This is a genomic window from Paenibacillus sp. GCM10028914 (genome assembly GCF_042666275.1).
Lineage (GTDB): Bacteria > Bacillota > Bacilli > Paenibacillales > Paenibacillaceae > Paenibacillus_AQ.
Genome location: NZ_JBHTFO010000006.1, coordinates 203,784 through 224,981, shown reverse-complemented (window position 1 = coordinate 224,981; position 21,198 = coordinate 203,784). Strand labels below are relative to the sequence as shown.

Here is a 21,198-nt window from a genome sequence, read left to right as displayed (position 1 = left end):
AATTTAGTCATAAAAAAACTGCACCTCCAACTGTTAGAGTGTGTCTAACAATTGGGGTGCAGTTCAATTGGGCGGCTATTTTATATTTTCAGTAAAAGTCTCAACCGTTTCAACTCTATTCCTTGATCGTCACGGTTACAGGTGAATATTCCCCGATTACGGTCTGCCCATGAACAGACACACTGCCTTCCGGCGTTAAATCCTTCTCTGTCATGATGCCAAGCGCAATGGTGAATTGATTAAACTTGATCGGTACGTTTTTCTCACGACGTACTTCTTCCCCATTCACATAAAATATCACTTCATCATTACCGCGATTGTAAGTGATTTTATAGGTGTTGAATTCGCGTGGTTTAAAGTTGGTATCTTCTTTAAAAACACAGAAATATCGAGTCTTATTGGACTCAGGAACTTCTACACCCGGAAACGGAAGAACGGCATACACGCTCGCGTATTTATCGTTAGAAGCAAAGAAATCGAGAGCTGCGCCAGTGGTGAAATCAAGCAAATTAAGCGATACATAGCCATCATAAAGATCACCCAGTACAGTTCCCTGCGTACGTGCGCGGATCTGGAGCTCGAAGCTAATCTCGCCTTCTTCCGGAACCTTCACCTCTTCTCTCGAATAATACATATGCTTCGCGTTATCGAGAATTTGCACCTGATTGTGCTGACGGCTAAGTGGAGCACGAACATACAATATTCCGTTGCGAACAATAACAACCGCATTAGGCTCACGATATTCCCAGAATGTACCGTCCGGTAGAGGAAAGCCCCCAATTTTCCAAACGTCGTCTTCCGATAAAATATTATGAAAATCTCCAAATACACGAACCTGTTCCATAATACAACCTTCTTTCCTACATAGATTGAATAAATCCTTGTACAATAAGTGATATGATTAAAACTCCTCCACACCGAAGCGCCGTCTTCGTTGAGGCACCCATTAATGGCAAATAAGCCTCTGAACGATTGCTATCCTGCAAGCGTCCGTACACCATGTACAAAGGAATAACGGTGATCAATGCCAGAAGTGCATATGGAGGAAGTGCTCCTGCTAGCACACAAGCAATGAGAGAAAGGCACGCCAATAATAAAAGAATCCGGGAAAACCGAAGTGCCCTCTTTTCTCCCCAAACGACAACAAGTGTATTCTTGCCGGCTAGTCTGTCAGCCTGCCAGTGTAAAAAATGATGGTTAAACAAAATCAAGGTTGTTAATAATCCAATGGGTAGCGATAAGAGCAACGCGCGGATATCCATATGAGAGGTCTGCACGTAATATGCGCCCATCACCGGTAAAATGCCAAAAGACAATAATATAGCAAACTCGCTGTATCCTTTACCACGATATCCGAATCGTATTGGCGGAGCTACATAGAAATATGCGATTAATCCACCTAACGCCCCAAATATAAAGGCCCACCAACCACTTATGATACTGAGAATAATACCACTGAGTGCAGCTATACCGAACAGGGTCCAAGTGGTGATTTCAAACTTCCGCATAGACCATTTCCCATTAGTAAGGAACCCAGAGTTCGTGGAGATCGCATCAACATTATTCTTGGCCTCATCATCTGTCCCGTTCTTATAATCCCAGAGATCATTGATCATATTAGAAAATAAATGAGCTGATCCCGCTCCAATCAGTGTCAATATGAACAGCCATGCATTAAATCTGCCTGTCCAAACAAATGAACCAAGTGCACCGAGCGCTACCGGAATCAACATGACGGGAATAACCTTCATCCGAGAAGCTTTTTTAAATTGTGACCATGAATCCAAGATGTGCCCCCCTTTCGTAACATGAAAGATAACGCCTGCAATAACGATTACAGACGTACTATTTGTGAAACAATGAACTTTCATATTAAGAATATCACACTTGTCGAACTTTGTAAGCCATTTAGGCTCTATTATCATCAAAATATTATGTCAATGAGGACATACCAAAGTGGAATATTCCATAACATGAAGGACATGTTTATTTATTGTCGAATAAAAAAACACCCCTGATTCATCTGTTAGATGAATCAGGGGTGTTTCATTCATATCTGATTATAAATAAGGACTAGCACGAGCATAGCGGTTACTTCCAAAAATTCATTCAAAGCACCATATGTGTCACCCGTTAAACCACCTAGTGCAGAATTCATTCTTCGTGCTAACCAAGTACCCGCGATCCATACCATAAGTGGAATGATTACGAATCCGAGCAATGCCACAATCAGTAAAACATAATCCTTAACAACCAAAGGAGTAATCGATGCCGCTACAAACGACAATATGACAGCGATTAAAAATGTTCTCCATAACTGACTTCGATCCATATCTTTAAATTGTCCAGCCAGACCACTCTTGCCCCGCGCCATAGGCCACGTGAACATTGCGTGTACCATAAACCAGCGACTCCATATGAGAGGAAGAAGTAACAAACCGGAATAATTAGAACCAGCAACAAGCAATGAGTAAATTAAAGAGAACTTAAGAATAAGAAGCAGCACACATGCAATGACACCCATAGCACCAACACGGCTATCCTTCATGATATCTAGCATCTGCTCTCGTGATCGATAACTCAAAATCCCATCTGCCGTATCCATCCAGCCATCCAGATGAAGTCCTCCAGTAAGCCAAACCCATAGGATAAGGGTCAATGCTGCGGCAGGTAAAGGAGGTAATACGAACGCCAATCCTGCGGCAGCTATCCATACGATGAGCCCGATCGCCGCTCCTACCAACGGATAAAACTTCACACTTTGACGAAAGAGTGCTGGCGTGTAATCCAAATTCGCTTTAACAGGCAGGCGCGATAGAAATTGAAAAGCGGCCGCAGCCGCTTGTCCCCATTTCATCATAAATGATACTCCTTGCTCTTCAGCTCAATCGGAATGCCTGCTGTTACCAGGAATACCTCATGACTGCTTCTGGATAGAGCTTGATTCATGTATCCGGCTAAATCACGGTATAGCCTGCCAAGTGGATATTCCGGTACAATTCCGCTACCCACTTCGTTTGTGACCAAAATCAATTGACCTGGATACTGCTCCGCTTGGTCTACAAGACGAGCAATTTCGGATTTCACCTTCGCTTGCGCATCCTGTTTGCCTTCCCAAGAGAGAAGAACATTGGACAACCATAGTGTAAGGCAGTCCACGAGGACCGTAGGAGCACACTCCTCATTACGTAGACTGTTATCACGCCAATCATTTAGCAGCTTTGCCAATTGAAATGGTTCTTCTACATTTCGCCATTCATAACCCGCTTGCTCCCGACTAAGTTTATGGAGGGCAATCCGCTCTTTCATCTCATCATCGAAAGCTTGAGCCGTAGCCACATATACAGCTTCTGGCGACTTAGACATACATAACCTTTCGGCAAAGCTGCTCTTCCCGCTTCTCGCACCGCCGGTAACGAGTGTGATCATTACACTTGCTCCTTCGTTTCACCTGAGATACCCGCACTCTCGAAAGTTGCCATTTCATTAACAATGCGGCATGCCGCATCTACAAGATGAAGACATAATACCCCGCCTGTACCTTCACCAATACGAAGATCTAGTTCCAATACAGGACGGAGATTCAGCTCTTCTAAAAGCCGCCGATGTCCCTGTTCATGAGAAGCATGGGATACCACCATATAATCCGCAGCTGCCGGACAGATCGATTTTGCAAGCAGCGCTGCTGCACTTGATATAAATCCATCTATAATTACTGGGCAGCCGTGTACCGCTGCTCCTAGAATAACACCAACTAAGCCTCCAATCTCAAGGCCCCCTACCTTAGCCAGAACATCCACTGGATCTTGCGGGTCAGGAACATTCACCGCTATCGCTCTTTCAACTACAGCGATTTTATGCTGTAAACGCGAGTCATCAATTCCAGTGCCTCGACCAACCGCCTCGGCAACCGGGATGTTGGAAAGTGCACAAATAACTGCTGAGCTTGCTGTCGTATTACCAATGCCCATTTCGCCTGTGATAAATAGCTGGACCCCGCGTTTGACAGCATCTTCAACAACTTTCATGCCTACCAGAATAGATTCGATCGCTTCCTCATAAGACATTGCAGGACCAAGTGCCATATTCGCTGTACCATACCGGATTTTACGCGATAAAAGATCAGGATGGGATAAGTCGCTATTCACGCCGATATCCACGCATACAACATCTGCGCCCGCCTGTCTGGCTAACACGTTAACAGCTGCACCACCCGCAAGGAAATTATGAATCATTTGAGGTGTAACTTCTTGGGGAAATGCACTAATACCCTCATCACATACTCCATGGTCGCCTGCCATAATAATAACTTCTCTTCGGTCAAATGAAGGACGTACCTCTCCCGTGATGCCGGCAAGCTGTAACGCCATTGCTTCAAGTTTACCCAAGCTGCCAGGAGGGACAGTAAGGTTACTTATGTGCAGTTTCGCAGCCTCGATCGCAGATTGATCAAGACCACGAATTTCTCCGATACGTTCCATGACACTTTGTCTCATACATCATTTCTCCTTCTTAAGCTCTTAAATCTAAAGCACGATTGCTTCATCTCATTACAAATCTAAGCGTTACTTGAACAGTTCAGGATAGATCGCCTTTGCTATTTGCTTCAAACCTTCAGTAACACGTGGACCTGGACGGCTTACCAAGTTATCATCTAACCCAACAACTGCGTCATTCTTAATGGCTGTAATCTGATCCCAACCACTACGTGCTTTAATCATTTGGTCTAGTGTTTCCTTCGTTTTCTCATCAACAACATTTTTTGAGAACAAAATCACGTCTGGATTATCCTTAATGATCTTCTCTTCACTAATTTCATTCCATCCTACCGTATCAGCGGCAACATTAATACCACCAGCCAAGTTAATCAGCTCGTCCATATATTCCCCGCTACCTACTGTCCAGCCTGGAGAGAACTCGATATATACTTTCTTTTTCTGTTCAGGTGTCAGTGATTTTAATGTTTCTGTTACTTCATCACGATCTTGCTTAATTTTGTCTACAACCTTTTTAGCTTCTTCTTGATGATCAGTGATTTGACCGAATATTTCAATGTTTGCAATCACATCATCTACTTTTTTCGGATCTGTCTTGAAGATTGTAATCCCTAGATCGCGTAGCTGCTGTGCACCTTCCGCACTCATGGAGATACCTGTAACAACGAGATCTGGCTGTGCTGCAATAATTTCCTCAACGTTAGGGTTGTACAGACCACCCATCTTTGGCTTCGTTGTAGCAGCTTCCGGATAATCATCATAGTCAGATACACCAATAACTTCCTCATCTAAGCCAATTGCAAACAAAGCTTCTGTCTCTGATGGTGAGATCGATATGATCTTCTTTGGTGCTTCGTTAAATGTAAGCTCCTCGCCTGTAGCATCTTTTACCGTTAGAGGATATTCGGTTTTTAGCGCATCTGTCTCATCAGCCGGTGGTGTTACTTGTTCTTGTTGGGTTGGTGCTGGGTCTGTCGTTTGTTTCGGCTCTGCATTATCTCCACAAGCTGCAAGCGCTAGTACCATTATGAGTGCTAAAGCACCCATCGTCCAATTCTTCCATAATTGCTTCATTTCCATCTCTCTCCTCTATCTACTTTTTTATGATTCCGTGAGATGCTCCCCTTGTTTAGCAATTTACAAATGCTCATTTCCATGAATCCTTTGTGACGAAGTCTGTGCAACAAAAAAAACCTGATCTTCTTGTAACAAGAAAGAATCAGGGATTACGTCTTACGGGCTCACAGTCAAGACCATGTGTTCCGCAGGCTATAGCCAAACGTAATCCTTTCCTCGAAGGACCATCGTACTACTCATAAGGCAGGTCTCCTGACTTACAGGTTAATGATATTCTCACCTTCCCATCCTGCTTATCGCAGAACAGTGGCATATAGAGAATATCCCTGTTTCACAGTGGCGGGACCGTGTCGGATTTTCACCGACTTCCCTTTTAACTAGAATCCTAAGCCTTTTCGCTTCTAATTCTAGACCTCACAAGTTCATTATTCATTTCGATAGCATCATGCTGAGACACAAGTCTTAGCTCTCAATTCATGATTATAGGTTAGATAAGAACACCTTACAAGCTTTTAACAAAGCTTTAAAAAACTCATCCTACATATCCTGTCCATTTTCCTCCATCAAAAGTCAGCTTCAACGTTAACAAGCTTCCCGGATCTGCTGAGAAATCCCAAAAGGAAGAACCGGGAACCGTCATCGTTGCAATCTGCCTGATCACTCCACCATGTGCCACTATTAATAATTGGTTATCCTTCGACTCTTCCTTAGTAAAACAAGTTAAGCCATTCATAAAGTCAGCTATTCTCCCCTGAAAATGTCCCCAAGATTCGCCTCCAGGAGGGGTGGAAGACTCAGGATCGCTGAGCCAATTCCGGTAGGTGTCCAGATGCTTTAACTGATCATATGTCCGGCCTTCCCATTCGCCAAAATCCATTTCCCGCAAACGATTATCGAAGACCACCTGATCTGCTGAGACGGTATAAATCCAGTCGAGTGTCTCTCTGCATCTCTTCAAGTCACTACAGAACACCTTGCGAAAAGACCTTCCTTTAAGAGCCTCTTTCACCGGCGCAAGTTCGATCAGTGACTCTTGTAGAATTCCAACATCCGTATGACCTAAATAACGTCTTTCCTTATTCCACTGCGTAGCCCCATGACGAATACATGTCAATTCTAACTCCATATTGCTCCACCTAAGCTCCATATAATAAGTGCACTTAATAGTAAAAATAACAACGATGCGCTCAGCATTAATTTAATGGTTAACCGAATATCCTCCTTGTTCATTGGGCGGGTGTGTTCTCCCATATAAGCACGGAAAGAGACGACACCATGATACACATTCTCCCCTCCGAGACGAATTCCTAATGCCCCGGCCACGGCTGATTCCGGATAACCACTATTAGGACTTGGATGTAGACGAGCATCATGCCTGATGGTTTGAACCGATTTTTTGTAATCCATTCGCAAGATCCAGCTGCTAATAACTAACAGTAAAGCGGTTAATCGAGCCGGGATGTAGTTCGCCAAATCGTCCAAACGAGCAGAAGCCCAGCCTAAATTTATATATTTCTCATTCTTATATCCAACCATGGAGTCCAAGGTATTCACTGCGCGATAAGCCATGGCAAGTGGTGCTCCTCCAATCAGTGCATAGAACAGCGGAGAAACAATGGCATCTACGATGTTCTCAGCGACTGTCTCAACCGTTCCACGAACAACCTCTGGCTCATCAAGATGCGCTGTATCACGACCAACAATCATGCCTAAAGCCTGCCGAGCAGCTAGTAAATCTCCGTGTTTAAGATGATTGTATACTTCCATCCCCGCATCTTTGAGACCTTTTGTCGCAATCGTTGTAGCAATCAATACGATTTCTGCTCCTAAGGCAAGCCATGGATGAATCATAGCGAGTCCTTTCAGCAACGCCCAAGTTATGAGCAGCGCACTCCCCACGACAACAACCGGGAGTAGAATTCCGGCTTTTTTCAGTTGCTCTGGCTTGACAACCTGACGGCGAATCTTCTTCTCCACCAGATTAATCAATTTACCCATACCGATCACGGGATGAGGAAGCCAGCGTGGATCACCAATGATGAGATCTAATATGTATGCAGCACAAAGAATGAATAGAATGGTCCACTCCATCATGAATGTTTCACTCCCGCAGCCTTAAAGCTCTCTTGTACCGTTCCATATACAGCCCGACCGATAGCAGCCCCCAGGTCTGTGGCTGTTCCACAATAACGATGCTCCGTGGGATATGCAGCGGATTGACTGACACCTACCACGATCGAATCCGTCGTCGTTCCCGTAGCGATTAAGCCATTCTCGGCATCGCGAATACCGAGATCAGCCAGTGCAGCCGCCTTCGCTTCTACAGCTGTTATGATCACATTCACAATGGCCGCTTGGGTCATCCTAGCATCAATCATAAGCATAATATTAATCGTACCTGGTTCATATACGGGATATGTAGTTCTTTCAGAACCAGCCCGTGCACCATTAGATACTCCCGCTGTTGTACAACAGAATAAAGATGCGTCATTCCCGGTCTCCTCGTGAACAGCAGCATATTCCAAACGCACCGCCGTCAATAATCCTGCCGTTGATGATAGGGGGTAATCCCATTCAAGGAACAGCTTCTCTATATCTTTTTCCGGATGGTCACAATTATAAAACCGATCCACATAAATATTAGCTATTCGATCGATCTTTCCCTTACCTCCCCCTTGTATGGCACTGCTCAAACAGTCCATATAAACAGGTGTGTGAAGAAGCAAGTGACGGTCGTACCGTGTAAGTGTTAAGCCTGGACAAGCTGTAGATCTATATATTTTACTGTCATCACTTAAAAAAGGCGTTGTCATCTTTAAGCTCCTATTCTCAACCTAAATTCTTGATCACTTGCTGAATTTCATTTAACAGTATTCGATTCGCTTCCGTGCCTTTAACGGCGATTCGAACATGACCCTCTTCAAGTCCCGGATACATTGCACAGCTTCGAATGAGTATTCCTCGAAGTCCAAGTTCCCGCTGCATCTCGATCGCTCTCCATGGATCGGGAAGTCGTACTAATAAGAAATTAGCTTCTCCTGGGCTAACATCACAACCTAACGCTCTAAGTCCATGAATTAGAACGTCTCGCTCTTTCGCGATCAGATCCATCGTCTCCTGCTCGTATTCTTGATCACAATCCAGCGCAGCCTCACCAGCTAACAAGGCCAGTCCATTCACACTCCACGTTACCTGTTTTCGTGTCATGGATCGGATGACCTCCGGATGCGCCAATGTATACCCCAACCGCAGACCCGGGATAGCATAAAACTTTGTCATGGATCTTACCAGCAGTGTATGGGGATACTTGTCCAGCATCGGTAATAATGACGCCTGCTGTTCGGCTGGAATAAAATCTATAAAGGCTTCGTCTACGACGAGATAGGTATTTGATTGTTCAGCCAACTCTGCTAATTGGAGCAGTTCCTTCAGATTATACTGTACACCGTTCGGATTGTTCGGCTGACCTATGAATAGCAGATCCACTCGCTGTAACAAATCACTGATGTCCTGGAGCGATGCTTTCCAATCCAGATCTTGTCTGCCACGGACAGAATAAACCTCGATATCAAACTGTTCTGCCAGCTGCCGATATTCAGAGAAGCATGGTTCAATAATTCCAACCTTCTGAGGATGAAGTCCAAGCAGAATAAGGGACATACATTCTGCTGCCCCGTTTCCTACACAGATGTTATCAACGTTCACGTTCAGCTTACGACCAAGGATTTGCTTGAATTGCCGATGACCTGGATCAGGATAGCGAATAATAGAGGAGAGTGCCTGTTCCAATTTCTTCAACACTTGCACAGGTGGTCCAAGCGGATTAATATTTGCGCTAAAATCGAGAAATTGACTCTCTTCTATTCCATAGGCCTTCGCTGCACTTTCCAAATCTCCGCCATGCCCATAACGTTCTAACATACCGATTACGCTCCTGACTATTTGGTTTCATTGAATTCATTATTACGTGGGTTCTTCCGTGTCGTCAATTAAAAGTCTAGTTTGGCATAGCCACCTAAAAAAAATGCCCCCCTAGAATAACATCGGATTACCCAAAGGTTGTTCCAATGTCGATTCTAAGGGGTGCACTCAAAAATTTCTTATTAGCTGGACCTGTTACACTATACTTTAAATCTATTAATGGTCTCTTGTAACTCTAAAGCCATACTACTCAAAGCAGATGCCGCGGCGGATACCTCTTCCATGGAGGCATTTTGCTCTTCAGCAGAGGCTGCAACGTTCTGTGTATTCGCTGCTGACTGTTGTGAAGTATTCGCAATACTCTCCATCATTTCTGCCATACCCTTCGAACTTACACTTACCTGTTCTACGATCGCAGACACGCCCTGAGTTTCTGCACTTAAATTCTCTACAGATAGAGCAATATCACGGAATGTTTCACCGGTTAAATGTACCATCTTCATGCCTTCGTCAACAACAGTCGTTCCTTCTTCCATCGACCGCACTGCGCTATCCGCTTTATATTGAACGTCACGAATTAGGTTCTGAATAAGTTCTGCTGCATCGTTCGAGCTTGTAGCCAATTTTCTTACCTCTCCAGCAACAACAGCAAAGCCCTTCCCATGCTCACCGGCCCGCGCTGCCTCAATGCCTGCATTGAGTGACAGCAAATTGGTCTGTTTCGCAATATCCGTAATCATATTAACGATTTGGCCAATCTCTTTTGATTTCTCACCCAACTCATTAATGACCACTGCCGTCCCGCTGACAGATTGTTGGAGGACATTCATCTGTTCCACAGTATTTATCACAACCTGATTTCCTACATTGGCTTTCTCGTTTGCCGCTTCTGTTAATTTTGCCATTGAACGAATCGAACGAGCCGCATGGTTCATTCCTATTGAAATTTGCTCTGCAGATTCAACGGCTTCAATGGAGTTCGAAACTTGTTTCTCTGATCCGGTTGCGATTTCCTGAATCGCCAGGTTGATTTGCTCTGTTGCTTTACCTGTCTCCTCGGCACCGGCATTCAGTTGCTCGGAGGTTGCTGCAACCTGTGCAGTATTTAATCCGACCTGACTAATCAAGTCGCGCAGATTTTTTTTCATCAGATTAAACGATTGTGCCAGCTTACCGATCTCATCACGATTTTTCACCTTAATATCATCTTCGTTCAACACACCAGCTGCAATGTTTTCAGCTGCTTTAGACAATGCCGCCATCGGACTAGAGATCTTTCGCGAGACAATGAGACTGATTCCAATCGCCGTCAATATTGCCAAGATACTCAGACCAATAACCAGACGGTCAACAGACTCAACCAACTTTGTATTGGCTTCAGTACCATTGTTCATGTTTTCAACCTGAGCCGATACCAACTCCTCTGCCATTAGCCTTATTTCTACTGCCAAGGGTATTGCCTCTTCTGTAGCAATTTGTTGGGCACTTTCCGGCAAGCTATTAATTAATCCTTCGATTTGATCTACTTTTGTGCTGAATTCCTTATTTAAAGCCGTGATTTTTTTTAACATTTCTTTATGCTCTTCGAGGAACACTTTATCATTAATTTCCTTAATGGTTTGATCCAATCCGGAAACAGATTCCTTTACAGAGTTGAATGCCTCATCTTCTTTTAACATCATCGCACGCAGGTAACTGATTTCACGAGTTGAATAATTTTGAACATCTTTAGCATGTGTCACAATGACTACCCTTCGATTTATCAAATCCGAGTAGGATGTATTAATCTTCTCAATTTGAGTATGGGATATAAAACTCACTATCCCTAGCAATAGAGAAATACCCAAAAAGCCACTCAGTATTTTTTTTCGAACGGAATTAAACATGTGGTCCACTCTCCTGTGAGGAATTCGTATGATTATATTTACGCATGAAACTGCTATATTTTTATCGGTATTTCCTCTTACAGAATTTAGTGTTTTATACTCACGAAACCAAAGAAGCCCTTCAACCGAAGTTGAAGGGCTTCTACTATATCTAAAAGGGGTGTCTTTATAGTACAGCTGCAATCTTAATATAAGATTAATTTTAGATTAGGGACACATAAATTATTTGATAGAACAGGATCCTCTTTGGCGATACTCCTTAGGAGTCTTACTGTATTTATCTTTAAAAATACGATAAAAATAACTGAGATTATTATAACCCACTTGCTCAGCAATATTTGAGATTGGCATCCCGGTTCCTTCTAATAATTCTTTTGCCTTTTCCAGCCGCCTTTCCTGGAGAAGCTCTTTAAATGTATAAGAGGTGGACTTTTTAATCATTTTACTAAGTCCATAATGGGATTGATTTAATTGTTCAGCCAATTCAAACAACGATGCCTCCTTGAAATTTTCCTCAATATACTTAAGCGATTCAAAAATCAAGTAATGATTGGCACCTGATCCGCCTTCTCTCTCTACCTTATGGGATTTCTTTATTAACTCAATCATTAGTAGTCCCATATACAGCTTAATCGTTGAATCCGAGAAAGCGGAGGGCTCCATAAATTCGCGAATCATAATTCCAATGATATTTTGGATTGAAGGATCTGAGGAGACTTTAAAATAAAGATATTGTCCCGTTTGTGTTTGGTTGTATAAACTGGACAGTAAAAAGTCACTGATTATATTTTCAGAGCTTAAAAAGGAAAAAATAAATTCAAAAAAGGCAGGTCGTATAATTAAATTTATAACGATATCTTCATGAGTAGACGCTAATATTTCGTGCTCAATATGCTGATTTAAAAGAATAAGTTCTCCTTTTTTCAGGTGAATCGTTCTTCCACCTATTTTCTGATATAAATGCCCATTATAAACATAACTCACTTCAATATAATCATGTTTATGCAGAGGGAAATCGACAAATCTTGTATGCTTTCGGATCATGATCATCTTGTCTTTACTTAAGAACTTATCGCTTTCAATAATAAAACTTTTCCCGCTCGTGTATAACTCTTTATTTAGACTACTTTTTTGTTCAAGAATAGCTTTCTCTTCATCGGTTATGGTCAAAAGCTCAGCTAAAATATCCCGTCTCAAGAGTTTCACCTATTTCTTCTCATATTACGGGAATCATATCATGTGGCGTGTGAAATTTATAGATTCTATCGCTTTAATAAAACCTCTTGCTCATAAACTCTAACCTCTTCCAGCCAGGATTCTTTAACAGGAACCCCCATCTTCTCGCAATAGTAATCCCACACAGCCCCGAATGGATAGGTTTTAAATTCCTCCATTAGTGCCAATCTTTCTGTAAAGTCGCCTTTTTCCTGGAGCTCTTTCAAATATTTATTGGGTACCAGCATTGCATAAAGTAATGCTTTTATCATATTACGGGTGCCAATCGTCCATGCCGCCACTCGGTTAATGCTGGCGTCAAAGAAATCAAGACCTATAATTACGCGTTCAAGAGCATCATTCCGAACAATCTCAAGCGCAATTTCTTTCAACTCATCATCAAGGATCACCACATGGTCACTATCCCAGCGGACGGGTCTTGAGACATGCAAAGCAATCTTATCGCTGAATAAGAGCATGGAAGAGATCTTATTCGAAACCGTTTCGGTCGGATGATAATGACCGGTATCAAGCAGGCATAGTTTATTATTTTTCATAGCGTAATGCAGATAGAATTCATGCGAACCCACCACAAATGCTTCTGACCCAATCCCAAACAACTTACTCTCAACCGCATCCAAATTATACTGCTCGTCAATTTCGACTGCATAAATCTTATCTAAAGAATCAAGTAATCTCTTTCTCGGCGTGAGGCGATCACTTGGTATATCTTTATAACCGTCTGGAATCCATAAGTTTGTTAAAGCTGGTGTGCCAAGCTGTTGTCCAAAATACTCACCAATCTTCCGGCTGAGAATGCAATGGTTAATCCAGAACTCACGAATTTCTTCATTTGGATGCGATAATGTCAGACCATCTGCAGCTTTTGGATGAGAGAACAGTGTTGGGTTGAAATCAAGTCCAAGGTCTTTTTCTTTTGCCCATTTCACCCAATTCTCAAAATGCTTTAGTTCAAGCTGATCTCGATCAACCACTTCACCATTTGTTTCTGCATAAATGGCATGTAAATTGACTCGGTGTTTCCCTGGGATTAAAGATAGTGCCTTGTCTAAGTCACTTCTTAATTCTTCAGGAGTCCTTGCCTTACCGGGATAATTCCCGGTTACATCAATCCCCCCCGATCTTTCATTCTGAATGACTTCGAATCCTCCGATATCATCCCCTTGCCAGCAGTGAATGGATATGGAGACTTTTTTCAGTTGTTCGAGAACGGTGTCAACATCAATTCCCCATTTGGCATATGCCTGTTTAGCAAAATCATAATTTTCTTGTATCGACATCTTCAATCTCCTTCCTTTATATAGTTCATTACGCTTGGTTTATATTGCTTGACTTCAAAGGAAGCTTTGATTATCGCACGAGCTTCTTTTATATCCTTGATAATCCCAAGAGCCATTAGTTGTGCTGCAATATTTCCAATGGCCGTTGCTTCTACTGGTCCTGCATAAACCTCCTTATTCGAAACATCAGCAATCAGCTGGTTCAGAATTTCATTCTGACAACCCCCGCCGATTACATTGATCTTTTCAAATCTCTTCTCCAGGATTTCCTCAATTTCTATCACAGCTTCAAGATAGCTTTCTGCTAAACTTTCAAACACACACTTGGCTATTTCCCCTGGACTACTTGGCACAGATTGCCCCGTTTCGAGGCAGTAATTTATTATTTCTTGAACCATATTGTCAGGTCTCAGGAAGCGGTCATCATTCACATTCACAATCGCCTTGAAGTCTTTGACTTCTCTCGCCAAATCGATCAGATCAGCAAAAGAATATTGATCATTGTATACACGTTTGACCTCCTGGATCATCCACAGACCCATGATATTTTTCAAGAAGCGATATTGATCATTGATACCCCCTTCATTGGTAAAGTTGTAGTCCCGTGCCTTATTGGTACAAATCGGAGAATCGGTTTCTGTTCCAATCAATGACCATGTTCCAGAACTGATATAAATGGTTTCGTTCTCTTCAGGAACAGCAATAACGGCAGAGCCTGTGTCGTGAGTTGCCGGAAGGACAACTGTTATGTCAGCCCCTAATTCAGAAACCCATTCTTCTTTTAGCGAACCAAGAATGGTTTTTGGCGGTGGAATCTCTTGGAATATATCTTTATTCATTCCGATGACATCTAAAATATCAAGATCCCACGTTTTCGATATCGCATTCACCAACTGAGTGGAAGTAGCATTCGTATATTCATTTGCTTTTTTACCTGTCAATAAAAAATTGAAATAATCAGGAATTGTTAAGAAGGATTTTGCTTTCTCAAGAATTTCTGGCTGTTCTTTTTTAATTGAGTACAGTTGGTAAATCGTATTGAATTTTTGGAACTGGATGCCTGTTCTCAGATAGAGCTCATCTTTGGGAATAAGCTTGAACACTTCTTCCATCATGCCGTTCGTCCGTGGGTCACGATAAGAAACAGCTTCGGTTATTAACTGATCGGCTTCATCCAACAATACAAAATCAACCGCCCATGTATCGATACCAATGCTGTCCAGTTTTATGCCGAGTTCCTTGCATTTCTTAAGACCTGTTATAATTTCTTGAAATAGCTTATCAACTTCCCAGCAGAAGAAATCACCTTTCTTTACGATCCTATTTTCGAAACGATGAATTTCATCCAATTTCATTAATCCATCTTCCAGATACCCCAGAATAAGACGACCACTGGAGGCACCAATATCAATGGCTGCACTGTATTTTGTCAAAATCCCACCTCCTGTCTGAAAACGATTTATTTATATCATAATAAAAAACATGGAATTTCCTATAACGTGATTAGACCAAATTACTGTCCTTATTTGCACAAAAAAGAAGCTTCCTAAGATCAAAGAGATGATCTCGGGAAGCTTCTAAAGTTCTTCCTATTGCTGCTCAGATTCTTTTTGAGTAGTAGAAGCCTCTACTGAAGGATTCACATCTGCTGTTTCTATCTCATCAGCTGCATCAATTTCAGATGAAGAATTAAACCAGCCCTTTACGGAAACATCAACATTGGCGTTTAGTTGTTTATAACTAATTGCGATTTGCGTTGTTCCTTCCTTCAAAGCAATAACCTTTCCAAAGGAAGCCACGGCTACTTTCGAATTCTTCACTTCATATTTTGCAAACACAGTAACATCACTTGTCTTGCCATCTTCGTCCGTATACAGCACCTTTAAGTCCTTCCATTCTCCTGTCTTCAAGAAAAGCGATTCTGGAGCAACCGTCAGTTGAGGCTGAATGGCTGGATTCTTCACCTTTACATGGACAGTCACCTTAAGGTTACTGTAAGTAATATCGATCTTCGTATCTCCTGCTGCAACCGCAGTGACCACACCATTTACAACGGCGACCTTATCCTGGTCTTTAACATGGTAAGTTGCTAATTCGCTTACATCCGTATCCTTACCGTCTTCACCTTTATAAATCACATTAAGCTTCTGCGACTCGCCTGCACGCAGTTGGAGCTGATCTGGTGTAGCTATTAACTTCGGCTTCGATACCGGTAGATTAAACCAATTTCTCACCGTTACTTGCGCGTTACTCTTCAATTGATTATAGCTAACTTCAACTTGTGTAGTTCCTTCCTTTACTCCGATAACTCTATCCAATATGACAATCGCTGTTCTCGTATCCTTCGATTTAAAAGTAGCTAATCTCGTGACATCTTTAGCCTTACCGTCTTTGCCAATATACGTAACTTGAAGCTGCTGAGATTCACCAATCTTGAGTGTAACATTCGCTGGTGTTACAATCAGTTGTTCCACAATCGGCTTCTTCGTAACGGTCACATCAACCGTTGTAGTGAGATTCTCATAAGCCACTTCGATTTGAGTAGTACCGGCCTGAAGGGCCGTTACTAGCCCATTCGTTACGGTTAATAGCTCAGGATTCTTCACCGAATAACTAGCCGATGCAGCAACATCTTGCTCATCGCCAGCTCCATCTTTATAGAGTACACTTAACTGTTGGGTCGTCCCTTCTTCCAAACTAAGGGTAAGCGGACTCACCGTAAGAACAGGATCACTAGCAAAATTATAATTGACCACATCCGCCGGAACGATTAAACCATTCCCTGCTGCATCATACACATATACCTCGAATATGTTGTCACCAAGCTTAATAGGCACATCAATCTTGAAATTACCATTATTCTCGATCATACCGTCAACCTGCTGCCAGCCAGCTTCATCCTGATATAGTGCTGCCACTCCGATCATCTCATCCATCGTAAAATCACCTGGTTTTACGAGAAGATCGATCAGCAGATCACTTGTCACTTGTCCGGCAATAGAGCCTGTCATTGAAGCCTCATCAATCGTAATCTTCGGATCATTCAGATTAACAGCAGGAGCTCCGTTATCGATTATGAATAATGCTAGCTGAGATTCAAGGGGAACTGCAGTCGTGCTAGAGCTTCCTGCCCAAGGTACCATCAAATACATACCATCCGGAAGACCAGAGCCGTTCCAACCGCGGAGTGCATAGCTACCTGGATTAATCCCCTGCTCTACAAGGGTTCCTATCCACTTGCTACTCGCATCATAAATGTCCAAAGAAAAATACCCCAAAGACTCTGTAACGTTAAAGGTAATATCGGATTTATCCTGAATACCGTCACTATTCGGGGAGAAAATATCTGGCGTCAATGCAAGGTTCGTAACTGGATCTGTCTGAGTCATTGTCCCTACATATACAGCTACCGGCAATTGAATGACATGTCCTCCCGTTTCGGTCAGTATAATCTCGCCTTCATAGCGCGCTTCGGCTGCATCTGCTGCGACATCCAGCTGTACAGAGAAGGAATCACTGCTTCCCGCTGGCACATGAACTTGTGCCATACTGGAATTCAAATTACCTGGTGCTTCGTTATACCACTTCACGTCTACAGAATAGTTAGAGCCTGAACCTACAATATCTTTAACCTCTATATTGCGGCTGGCCGTTTCACCTGCAGCAACATAACCGAATGAAACGCCTCCTGTGTAATACGTCGTATCTGCTCCGCCGCTTACCGCTGATGTCGATTCTTCGACAGTGGCGACGGCTTTCGCTTGAAGAACATGATCCAGAGCAACTCGCCCTGCACCTTGATCCATATGAGTGTAGCGATTACCGTTTCGGTCGTTCATCTTCACGGTATTATTCATGAGCAAGGATTTGATTTCGTATGTATTAAGTGTCGGATATTTTTGCTTGATTAGTGCCGCTGCCCCAGCCATATGCGGAGCGGCCATGCTCGTACCGTTATTGGACTCATACCAGCCTTCATAGTCCGGGACGCTGGATACAATACCTATTCCTGGCGCAGATATATCGGGCTTAATCGCATACGAAGGCTTAGCCGGTCCTCTTGAACTGAAGGATGCCATAATATCTGATTCAATTGTTGTACTGAAGCTGGTATGGAGCGTTTGAGTACTCATAGCAGCTTTAATCGATTCACCGTACGTGCCGGACAAGGTATAGATTGGGATTGTAACATCGACTGTACCTAATGTACCGCTTTCGAGTGTTTCCGGCGAATTATTATATACAACGGCACCAATAGCACCCGACTGGATTGCGTTCAGGGCTTTATCGGTGAAAGCGATCTCGCCTCGTTTGATGAAGGCAATCTTTCCGCTCATGTCTATACCAGCATAGTCTTCTGCTTTTCCAAGCCCAACATCCACCAGCTCATATCTGCCAGTCAGATTCTCAATGCCTGTAGACTTATCAAATGAATCCATATAATACTGAGAACCACTAATTTCCTCAACCTTCATAATCGGTGTAGCCAGCGGTGGCTTTGAAGCTCCCACAGTAAGAGCTAATTCTGAAGTTCCTGGATCCGTCATCGTAGCGTCTCCTGGACCTGAATTGCCAGCGGATACGACTACCATAACACCAGCCGTCATCGCATTATTGAGGGCTACAGAATCAGCTGCCTGCTGATTGTTGCTCTCAGAGCCTAAAGATAGATTAATAACCTCCATACCATCCTTTACGGATCGATCGATAGCAGCAATAACATTGGAAGAAGAGCCTGATCCATACGGGCCTAATACTTTATAAGCATATAAACTTGCTTCAGGTGCAACACCGGTAATCCCTTGCTGCCCATTCACGCCTACACCACGCCCCGCAACTGTACCACCTACATGGGAACCATGTGAGGTCCAATATGGACGACCTTTATCATTCACTTCAGGCAAAGAAGGATCAAGTGCTTTTGCTTCTTCATAGTCCTTCTTTGTCGTTTCAGATGGATCATTATCGTTATTGACAAAGTCATAGCCCCAATAATCGCCTTGAGCAATAGCTGGAGCTAGATCAGGATGGTCCTTTGCCATTCCTGTATCAATAATACCAACTTTTACTCCAGTACCTTTAATCCCTAGATCCCAAGCTACAGGAGCCCCAATATGCGGAGCGCTTCTGTCCATCATGACGGACACAGAATCTTCATCCGTAGCATATACGGTCTTGTCAGGGTATACCGCTTTGACACCTTTAATCGTTAATAATTCCTTCACTTGATTTGCCGGGATAGTGAGGGCGAATCCATTGAATACTTCCGAGTATTCGTGGGTGATCGAGACAGGCAACTTAGCTACCGCATCACTCTTAAATGCTAGATGCTCGTCTTTAATCACTGATTCCTGCGGCTTTACAGCTGAGTAACTTTTTTGTTTACTAGATTGAGCTTCAAAAACTTTGACCGGAGTTGCTTGAAGCTCAACGATAACTGAAATGGTACCTTGGCTGTCTGAACTTGGCACGTAATTCTCAGGAACTGTTGCAGTCACATCTGAGCCATCCGTTGACTCAATCTTTAGTTCTTCCGATCTCAAGCCTTGCTTGGCATCGAAGGTTTTAGAGTTTGGCTGATTCCTTTCAAAGGAACCTTGTTGATCTAGTTCTGTACCCTTCAGAGCCCTCTGCTCATCTAAGAGCTTGGAAGTAATCTTCTTTTCAGCAGTGGGTGAAAGCTGTTTTGCGCTTTCCGCTCCTACGTTAGGAAGAACAAGCATAAGGACAAGCAGCATACTTAGGAAACTTGCTAAAATTCTTCTAATCACTCACATGTCAACTCCTTCATCAAAATAGGATAGTGGTATGATTACTTCATCATTCCTATATCTGTGCTCACTCAAGATGACAATATGAGGATTCTCTGCCGATCGACCATTTCCTTCCAAAGAATTGAACACTGGTTATAAAATGAACTTATACTCCTAGTTAATGTACAATAATTCAGCATTCGTCATTTTCTACCGTATCTAATGTCCTAAGCCTCATAGATGCTCTATTCCTATCTTCATGGATGTAATGTCCTAGATAAGAACTACTTACGTGACTATGGATAATGCTTACACTTCTAGCTTTTTAACGGGTAGCAAAAAAGCACCCCTACAATTAGATGGATTTACCCAGAGGTTTTTCCAATGTCTATTGTAAAGGTACACAGCATATTACTATCAAACGAAAAAATGATACTATGATATGATGGATAAAGGAGTATATAATAAACAAATCATTTTGATATGTTGCAAAAGAAGGGGATCATATGAGTAACGAACAAAACTTTTGGCTTGAATTACCGAAGCCATTTTTTATATTAGCGCCCATGGAAGATGTCACAGATATTGTTTTTCGTCAGGTCATAAATAAAGCTGCGAAACCCGATGTATTTTTCACGGAATTCACCAGTACAGAAATTTATTGTAATCCTGTAGGAAGAAACAATACTCGTGGTCGATTAATGTTCACAGAAGATGAGCAACCGATCGTCGCTCATATTTGGGGCAATAAGCCCGCACTATTTGAAAAAATGAGTATTGATATGAAGAAACTTGGTTTTCGTGGTATCGATTTGAATATGGGATGCCCAGCACAAAGTGTTTCGCACGGTGGAAAAGGTGCAGGATTAATACGACATCCTGAAGTTGCAGCAGAAATTATTCAAGCCGCCAAAGCAGGTGGATTACCGGTCAGTGTTAAAACAAGATTAGGTTACAGTAGGGTTGATGAGTGGCGCGATTGGTTAACACATGTTTTGAAACAAGATATTGCGAATCTTTCCATTCACCTTCGTACAAAAAAAGAAATGAGTAAAGTAGATGCACACTGGGAACTAATCCCTGAAATCAAAAAGTTACGCGATGAAATTGCTCCAAATACGCTATTAACGATTAATGGAGATATCCCTGACCGCGCAACAGGATTAAAACTAGTTGAACAATACGGCGTTGATGGTGTTATGATTGGCCGCGGCATCTTCACCAATCCATTTGCTTTTGAAAAAGAACCAAAAGAACACAGTGCGAAGGATTTTCTCCGTTTACTACTTTTACAAATAGATCTTCATGATAAATATTCAACAGAAGCCACACCACGCTTGTTCAAACCACTTCTTCGCTTTTTCAAAATTTATACTCGTGGATTTAGCGGTGCAGATGAACTAAGACGCCAATTAATGGATACCAAATCAACAGACGAAGTACGTCGATTAGTAAAACCTCTTTTAGATCAAGAATTAGATTGATGCATACTGTGTAAAGCAAAAGGGCCTGCCAGATCGTCAGTTCTCACTGACTTTCTGGCAGGCCC

The 21,198-nt window shown here is 42.6% G+C and carries 16 protein-coding genes and 1 riboswitch; of the genes, 1 reads left to right on the top strand and 15 read right to left on the bottom strand.

Annotated elements, in window-relative coordinates; translation table 11 throughout:
* Positions 1 to 115 precede the first annotated feature (115 nt).
* The 15 genes from ACFQV5_RS05685 to ACFQV5_RS05615 form a co-directional block, all read right to left on the bottom strand.
* The gene (locus ACFQV5_RS05685) at positions 116 to 844 is read right to left on the bottom strand and encodes a DUF6081 family protein (RefSeq protein ID WP_379244502.1); all 729 of its coding nucleotides are present in this window, start codon (positions 842 to 844) and stop codon (positions 116 to 118) included.
* A 16-nt stretch (positions 845 to 860) separates the two neighbouring features.
* Positions 861 to 1,787: a prenyltransferase gene (locus ACFQV5_RS05680; RefSeq protein WP_379244500.1), complete on the bottom strand. Its 927-nt coding sequence runs from the start codon at positions 1,785 to 1,787 to the stop codon at positions 861 to 863.
* A 263-nt stretch (positions 1,788 to 2,050) separates the two neighbouring features.
* Positions 2,051 to 2,860: an adenosylcobinamide-GDP ribazoletransferase gene (cobS, locus tag ACFQV5_RS05675; RefSeq protein ID WP_379244498.1), complete on the bottom strand. Its 810-nt coding sequence runs from the start codon at positions 2,858 to 2,860 to the stop codon at positions 2,051 to 2,053.
* Positions 2,857 to 3,429 carry a bifunctional adenosylcobinamide kinase/adenosylcobinamide-phosphate guanylyltransferase gene (cobU, locus tag ACFQV5_RS05670; RefSeq protein WP_379244496.1) on the bottom strand — a complete coding sequence of 191 codons (573 nt, stop codon included), beginning with the start codon at positions 3,427 to 3,429 and terminating at the stop codon, positions 2,857 to 2,859. Before cobU ends, cobS begins: the two co-directional genes overlap by 4 nt.
* On the bottom strand, positions 3,429 to 4,496 hold the full coding sequence (gene cobT / locus ACFQV5_RS05665; RefSeq protein ID WP_379244494.1) for a nicotinate-nucleotide--dimethylbenzimidazole phosphoribosyltransferase: 1,068 nt from the start codon (positions 4,494 to 4,496) through the stop codon (positions 3,429 to 3,431). The genes cobU and cobT overlap by 1 nt, the downstream gene beginning before the upstream one ends.
* Positions 4,497 to 4,565: 69 nt before the next feature.
* Positions 4,566 to 5,576, bottom strand: a complete 1,011-nt coding sequence (locus tag ACFQV5_RS05660; protein WP_379244492.1) for an ABC transporter substrate-binding protein — start codon at positions 5,574 to 5,576, stop codon at positions 4,566 to 4,568.
* 222 nt (positions 5,577 to 5,798) lie between these two features.
* Positions 5,799 to 6,005: riboswitch (cobalamin riboswitch) on the bottom strand.
* A gap of 100 nt (positions 6,006 to 6,105) precedes the next feature.
* Entirely contained in the window at positions 6,106 to 6,699 is a 594-nt protein-coding gene (locus ACFQV5_RS05655) for a histidine phosphatase family protein (RefSeq protein WP_379244490.1), read from the bottom strand.
* Positions 6,690 to 7,667 (bottom strand): adenosylcobinamide-phosphate synthase CbiB, encoded by a 978-nt coding sequence (gene cbiB / locus ACFQV5_RS05650; protein ID WP_379244488.1) that lies wholly within the window; start codon positions 7,665 to 7,667, stop codon positions 6,690 to 6,692. The genes ACFQV5_RS05655 and cbiB overlap by 10 nt, the downstream gene beginning before the upstream one ends.
* Positions 7,664 to 8,386, bottom strand: coding sequence for an adenosylcobinamide amidohydrolase (locus ACFQV5_RS05645; protein WP_379244486.1), 723 nt, complete (start codon positions 8,384 to 8,386; stop codon positions 7,664 to 7,666). The genes cbiB and ACFQV5_RS05645 overlap by 4 nt, the downstream gene beginning before the upstream one ends.
* 16 nt (positions 8,387 to 8,402) lie before the next feature.
* Positions 8,403 to 9,494, bottom strand: coding sequence for a threonine-phosphate decarboxylase CobD (gene cobD / locus ACFQV5_RS05640; protein ID WP_379244484.1), 1,092 nt, complete (start codon positions 9,492 to 9,494; stop codon positions 8,403 to 8,405).
* Positions 9,495 to 9,694: 200 nt separating this feature from the next.
* Positions 9,695 to 11,380 (bottom strand): methyl-accepting chemotaxis protein, encoded by a 1,686-nt coding sequence (locus tag ACFQV5_RS05635; RefSeq protein ID WP_379244482.1) that lies wholly within the window; start codon positions 11,378 to 11,380, stop codon positions 9,695 to 9,697.
* A gap of 222 nt (positions 11,381 to 11,602) precedes the next feature.
* Entirely contained in the window at positions 11,603 to 12,577 is a 975-nt protein-coding gene (locus ACFQV5_RS05630) for an AraC family transcriptional regulator (protein WP_379244480.1), read from the bottom strand.
* Between the two features lie 65 nt (positions 12,578 to 12,642).
* The gene (rhaA, locus tag ACFQV5_RS05625) at positions 12,643 to 13,896 is read right to left on the bottom strand and encodes an L-rhamnose isomerase (protein WP_379244478.1); all 1,254 of its coding nucleotides are present in this window, start codon (positions 13,894 to 13,896) and stop codon (positions 12,643 to 12,645) included.
* Positions 13,897 to 13,898: 2 nt separating this feature from the next.
* Positions 13,899 to 15,329 (bottom strand): rhamnulokinase, encoded by a 1,431-nt coding sequence (rhaB, locus tag ACFQV5_RS05620; RefSeq protein WP_379244476.1) that lies wholly within the window; start codon positions 15,327 to 15,329, stop codon positions 13,899 to 13,901.
* 156 nt (positions 15,330 to 15,485) lie between these two features.
* On the bottom strand, positions 15,486 to 19,667 hold the full coding sequence (locus ACFQV5_RS05615) for a S8 family serine peptidase (RefSeq protein ID WP_379244474.1): 4,182 nt from the start codon (positions 19,665 to 19,667) through the stop codon (positions 15,486 to 15,488).
* A gap of 488 nt (positions 19,668 to 20,155) precedes the next feature.
* Here ACFQV5_RS05615 and ACFQV5_RS05610 point away from each other — a divergent pair, with 488 nt between their 5' ends.
* The gene (locus tag ACFQV5_RS05610) at positions 20,156 to 21,133 is read left to right on the top strand and encodes a tRNA dihydrouridine synthase (protein ID WP_379244472.1); all 978 of its coding nucleotides are present in this window, start codon (positions 20,156 to 20,158) and stop codon (positions 21,131 to 21,133) included.
* Positions 21,134 to 21,198: the final 65 nt, after the last annotated feature.